The sequence below is a fragment of the uncultured Gimesia sp. genome (assembly GCF_937919775.1).
Lineage (GTDB): Bacteria > Planctomycetota > Planctomycetia > Planctomycetales > Planctomycetaceae > Gimesia.
The window spans coordinates 1-6,025 of record NZ_CALFPF010000605.1 but is presented as its reverse complement, the minus strand read 5'-3'; the positions used below and the strand labels follow the sequence as shown (position 1 = coordinate 6,025).

4 protein-coding genes are annotated in these 6,025 nt (G+C 50.3%); all 4 read right to left on the bottom strand.

Going from position 1 to position 6,025, the window contains the following annotated elements; all coding sequences use genetic code 11:
* A partial coding sequence (locus Q0294_RS17455) for a prolyl oligopeptidase family serine peptidase (RefSeq protein WP_299468019.1) occupies positions 1-1,744 on the bottom strand: 1,744 nt, incomplete at its 3' end.
* Between the two features lie 151 nt (positions 1,745-1,895).
* A complete protein-coding gene (locus Q0294_RS17450; protein WP_299468017.1) occupies positions 1,896-3,674 on the bottom strand; it encodes an SLC13 family permease in 1,779 nt (592 codons plus the stop codon).
* A gap of 71 nt (positions 3,675-3,745) precedes the next feature.
* On the bottom strand, positions 3,746-4,738 hold the full coding sequence (locus Q0294_RS17445) for a 3'(2'),5'-bisphosphate nucleotidase (RefSeq protein WP_299468015.1): 993 nt from the start codon (positions 4,736-4,738) through the stop codon (positions 3,746-3,748).
* Between the two features lie 90 nt (positions 4,739-4,828).
* On the bottom strand, positions 4,829-5,875 hold the full coding sequence (locus Q0294_RS17440) for a Gfo/Idh/MocA family oxidoreductase (RefSeq protein WP_299468013.1): 1,047 nt from the start codon (positions 5,873-5,875) through the stop codon (positions 4,829-4,831).
* Positions 5,876-6,025 lie beyond the last annotated feature (150 nt).

Sequence of the window (6,025 nt, the reverse complement as noted above, 5' to 3'; positions counted from 1 at the left end):
CATGATTTTGTGTGTCATAGCTTTTTCCATTGACCGTAATTTGATCTTTAGTCCATTCTACGGGCAGATCTTCAACTAGTCTGGCAATCAGAGAATTCGAGCCCGGGTCTCCGAACAGAACCAGATTTTTGTCGGCGATGATCTGGTCAGTAACTTCCGTATCGTTGATGACTGGCACTTTCGCTCTCAACCATTTATCGAATTCCTTTTCAAACAGAGCCAGAACAGAAAGCGACCAATCATTGAGTTCTGCTTTCCAGGGCTTGCCGGTGCCTTTCACGCAGACGAAGGGCAGTGTGAACGCATCATCAATCGGGCCTTGCAGATTGTGGCGTTTTCGCTGTTCCGGATTGTCGATGAAGGTTCTGGAGTCGTCATAATTAAGAACATCCCAGCCACGGTTACTTCTCACATAATACACCTGTGGCAGCAGGCCATTGGCGGCAGATTCGAGCGGGAGCAGGTTCCCATCCAGTTCTACATTAGGCGCGACGTCCCGGGCAATGGAGAGGGCGTTTACATTTTCGGTCGTCAGCTTCAGATTGCCGGAGTCTTCATCAATGCCTCCTTCCACAATTGTGGGTTCATACATTTCGTCGAGTTCTTCGATGGTCAACCATTCGCACTCATTGTATTTGGGAGTGTGCGTGATAAAGCGAATTTCTTTTTTGCCGGGCCAGTCAGGACGGCCTTGTCTGGAATGCTGCAGTAAATCAGCGAGGTAATCCTGATAGGCGGGCATCCGCGACTGGTGGCCTGCATCGGGGCTGATATACAGCGGGATTTCGATATTCTGTTCTTTCGCTTTCTCCACCATTCTTGTACTGGAAACCAGTTGTTTGTCTTTTCCACCACCATAGGTCACAACGGGGACGTTGGCAGCATTCAATGCATAGTCAATCGAGTCGTAAATGTGCAGAGTTTTGTGCTGGTAATGGGGTAGTTTTTCTTTGTAGTTCTGATACTGATAAAAGTCGACAAAACCGGCACCGGGGCCGACGCCGCTCCAGAGAGAAGGGTAGTGCAGACCCAGATGCCAGGATCCCGCGCCCCCCATTGAAAAGCCACGCAGTGTAATCCGTTTTTTGTCGATCAGGAAGCGTCTTTTTACATCGTCAATCGCTTCGTGTACATCGACTTCACCGCTCCAGCGCCAACCATTATCGGTTCGGCCAAAGGGTTCCAGATGCAGCCAGTCGTGCCCTTCACCAGGCCCTTTGCGATTCGGGTGAGCAATAAAAAAAACTTCATTGCGGGTACCGCCTCGACCGTGCAGTTCTACGTGCAGGGGCCAGCGCTGACTGGATTTCGTTTTGAAGTCTGCCGGAAACGTTAACGCATAAGGCTGGACCGAGCCGTCAATGACTGAGTAATAGCCGAAGATGACGGTTCCGGTTTGCTGCGTCCATTCCGGTGTGCCTGCCTTGAGTTGCTGAGCTCGTTTTAAGCCCGTTTCGAGAACCTGGTATGTGTCTTTGACATACTGGGGTTTATAAAATTCGTTATGCCTTAAAATCCATTCAGCCGCCTTGGAGAAAACTTCGACATCAGCCAGCAGTGACCGCTTGATTTCCGGATTCTGCTTCAACTCGGCGATTTGACTTTGCAGTTCTTTGAGCTGACTTTCCAATTTTGTACGGTCTTCCTGTGTCGGCTCTTGTGCCTCCAGTCGTGAGACGGTCGAAAAAATCGATGCCGACAGAAAGAGAACGCATATCAGCGGGGTACAAAAGCGGCGATTCATAGTGGAATCCTGATATTTAAAATGAAAGTTTCTCTACGAAACGAAACAGCAAAAACCGCTCAGCCGAATCCGGGTTTATGGCGGCGCACTGAAACCAGTCACATGTAAGTTCCGACCACTCCGGTTCCGCCACATCTATTCTAGGATACCATTATATCGACTTGAAAGGCCAGACAAGAGGAACAATTAACACAGTCAATATCCAGACGATCAAAGTCAGCGGACCTCCGATGCGGAGGTAGTCGCCATATTTATATCCACCGGGGCCAAAGACCATCATGTTGGTCTGGTAGCCGATGGGAGTGGCAAAGCAGGCTGCAGCAGAAATAATAAGCGTGATCACGAAGGGCATTAGATTGACATTGAGTGTTGCGGCTGCTGCGACAGTGATGGGAAAAAACAAAGTGGCGGTTGCTTTGGCTGTAATCAGGTTGGTAAAGATCAACGTGATGAAAGACAGAATTGCCAGTACAATCAGGGGGTTGTTGTTTGCCAGGCCGATAAAACCAGAGGCAATTGTAGAGGCGGCTCCGGAATTCTCAATGGCACGCCCCATTCCCAGCCCGGCTGCAATGGTGATCAGGACACCCCAGTCGATCGAGCGTTTGGCTTCGGTGGCACTGCAGCAACGGGTGGCTGTCATCAGAGCGGCTGCCACCATCGCAGCGACGATCATTTTGACATTGAAGACGGCTACCAGCAAAATCATGGACAGTAAGATCGTACGGGCAATCCAGGCGCGTTCATGGCGGGGGGGGGTGGAGTCTTCCACCTGACTGACCAGAAAGAATTCGCGTGAATTTCGTTGCTGGTCAATAAATGAGGGATGGGCTTCAATCAACAGTGTATCGCCGCGCTGCAATTCGATATCACCGATTTTCTTATTGATACGCTGGCCATTGCGGGCGACCGCAATTACGGCGGCATTGTAATTCGCGCGGAATTTTGCCGTACGAATTGACATGTTGATAAAACGAAAACTGTCCGAAACGACGGCTTCAATCAGGCAGCGTTCCGATCGCGGACCGGAAAGTTTAAACAGTTGATCGGTGGCCGGTTTGAGTCCGGGAATTTTTTGCAGGTCAATCACAGATTCCACAACGCCGACAAATACGAGCTGATCATTGGCAGCCAGTCGTTCGTTGGATGAAACCGCGGCGATGACTTCATCGTCGCGATCAATTTCCATCAGATACATGCCCGGCAGGTGACGGAGGCCGGCCTGTTCGATGGTTTTGCCGATGAGCGGGCAGCCAGGTTCGACAGTCATCTCTACGGTGTATTCCCGCGGATCATCCATCGGGGTAATCGCCGGTTTTCGTTCCGGCAGCAACCAGCGTGAACAGACCAGTAAGTAAATGAGACCGATAATCATGATCGGGACACCGATCCAGGCGATTTCAAACATGGACAAGCCGGGATGGTTGTCATGATCCTGCAGCAAACCATCAACGACCAGAGTTGTACTGGTACCTACCAGAGTGCATAAGCCTCCCAGAATGGCAGCATAGCTTAAGGGGAGCATCAGGTGTGAAATCGAAATCCGCATTTTCTTGGCCCAGTCGGAAATGACGGGCATCATCATGGCGACGACAGGAGTGTTATTCAGGAACGCGCTTAATATCGCAGAAGGAAGCATTACGCGTGCCTGGGCATCGGTGAGTGATTGGGGACGACCGAGTAACTGTTGACCGGCGAAGGCAAAACCGCCGGTTTGGCGAATCCCTTCGCTGACCACAAACAGAAACGCAACAGCAATCAACCCCTCATTAGCAAAACCTGCGACGGCTTCTCCTGCCTCGACCACTCCTGTGATGACAAGAATGGTGAGCCCTCCCATGAGAATCGTATCAGCGCCGGCACGCAGAAACGTAAGCGAGCCGATGACTCCTCCCAATACCAGGAACGTTACTACAATTTGCCAGTCCATTTTGGTCAAACATTCAAAACAAATGAAAGATAGCTCATCAAGAAGGTGAGCCGATTGTCAGATAGCCCTTTTTAATGATTGATCGCGAGTTCATCCAGAATTTCAATCAAACCTGCGTGCAAAGGGCCGTTTGTTACGATGACACCCTGGTTATTGGTCAGTTCGTATCCCTGGTCAAATTCCAGCGGTTTACCATGGATGTCGGTGACCGTGCCGCCTGCTTCTTCCACCAGCAGGACCCCGGCCGCGTGGTCCCAGATTTTTTCCCGATAGCCGGCACGAGTCGGCAGCCTCATGTAAATCTCTGCGTCACCTTGTGCGACAACCGCATATTTGGCCTGACTATCGAGCCGCCGCGGTTCTTTTTCGATGCCCAGCCTTTCAGCCACCTCTTGCGAATGACCGTGTGAACTGTGGCCCGATTCCACCGACTCGCAAAATCGAGACTGCGAAAATTCACCGGTGGTTGTGACGTGAATGGGAATCGCTGGCTGGTCCTGATTCAGGGGAATCGCGCTGGCACCCTGACCGGTGACCGCATAGTAAAGCGTTCCCTTGATCAATTCGTCCGCCGGGAAAGGTAAATTGGGGCAGCCCAACACTCCTAGTACTATTTTCCCGTTGACAATTAATGCGAGTGAAACCGCATACTGTTCTTTGCGCAGAAAGCCTTTGGTTCCATCAATGGGGTCAAGAGTCCAGAAGCGGTCGCTAAATTCTTTAGCCCCCCCTTGATCAATCCAGTGGCAGGCATTTTCGGCATTGGTTTCCGAGATGCCGGCAGAACTGAGTTCTGCAACAATCTTCTCCAGAAACTCGTGATTCTCTGGCTGATGTAACTCAGCTGCGTCTTCTTCGCCGATGATTGGATCTTGCGGAAATGCAGCGCTGATCGCCCGGCAGATGACTGCCTGGCTACTATAATCGGCAACAGTAACCGGACTCTTGTCTTTTTTCTCCAGCACTTCGTCTGTAATTGCTGCTTGTACCGAATTACAAATCAGAGCGGCCTGCCTGACCGCTGAAAGCGCTACCTGTAATTCGCAATGAAATGGTGTTGTCATAATTCGGTATCATTCAGTGATCTGGCATTACATCAGTTTTCATGATTGAGGCAATCTCAGACCGTCACAAGGAACTCTTTGAGAGACAAGTTACAGGGGCAGAGTCACAGGTTCGTTTTTTTCACAACTTTGGGTGACCGCTTCCGTAAATTCCATGTATTGTACTCCTGTGGCGAAGTCGGTGAAGTGGACAATTTCTTCCCCCCGAATGGCTCCGATAAACTCCGCTTCGACTCGCCAGCCTCCCTGTTCTTCCTGCGAAATCTGGATTTCTTTCATGGTTTCTTCTCCCAGATGTCCGACGAATATTTTTTCTTCAGGAGTGAAGTGAACTTTAATGGTTCCATGATTTCCGTATAAATGGATCTGCAGTCCGGGGCCAAACAGAATCGAACCACTCAAGTGGTAGATGGCATTCGCGCCTCCCTGTAGTCGGGTAACGACTTGCAGGCTTTCAGGGATTGTGACGTCGGCATAACCCTGACCGTGCGCTGAGGGGCGTTGCGGCTCGAAGATGGAAGCTTGTGCAAAGACTCGTTCTGTGGGAGGCACCCAGCGACTTAATGTTTCGTGTAAGATCCCCAGAGTCAGAACGTTGTTCCCACTGATTTCCTTATCCTGACGCCAGTGCAATTTTTTACTATAGTCCCAGAAAGTGTCGTCGGCTCCCAGTACGACGACTTCACGCAAGGTTCCCAGATATTTTTGCGAAATCAGTTTGATGACTTCCTGATTATACTTCAAACCGAAAGGGCTGGGGACAATCTGGGCAATCAGATCGGGGCGGGCCTGTGAGACTTTCAGCATTTTCTGTGCTTCGGCCAGATTTCGAGCCATTCTGGCTTCGGTCAGGACATGCTTGCCTGCTTCCAATGCCATACAGGTGATATCACAGTGCAGGTTGGGCCAGGTCCCGATCATCACCGCATCGATATCAGGATCTTCAACCAGCTCCTGCCAGTGAGTATAGGTTTCTGGAATCCCAAATTTACGGGCGACTTTTTGTGTCGAAGCTGGAGTGGAGTTCACGACACCCACAATTTCGACATCTTCGATGGCTTGAAATCCCGGAATATGGCGGCTTTTCGTATTTGCCCCTGCGCCAACAATTCCGATCCGAATCGTTTTTTTTCCCATTAGTGTACGTAATCCCGATAGTCCAAGATGCTTTATTCAGATGGAAAGGTTTTTGTCCAGTCAAAAGCAATTTTTTGCTGAGAACCTGTCTGTTTCATCGTATCCGACGATTCTAACGAGCAGATTTCTGGAGGACCATTCACACAAAAC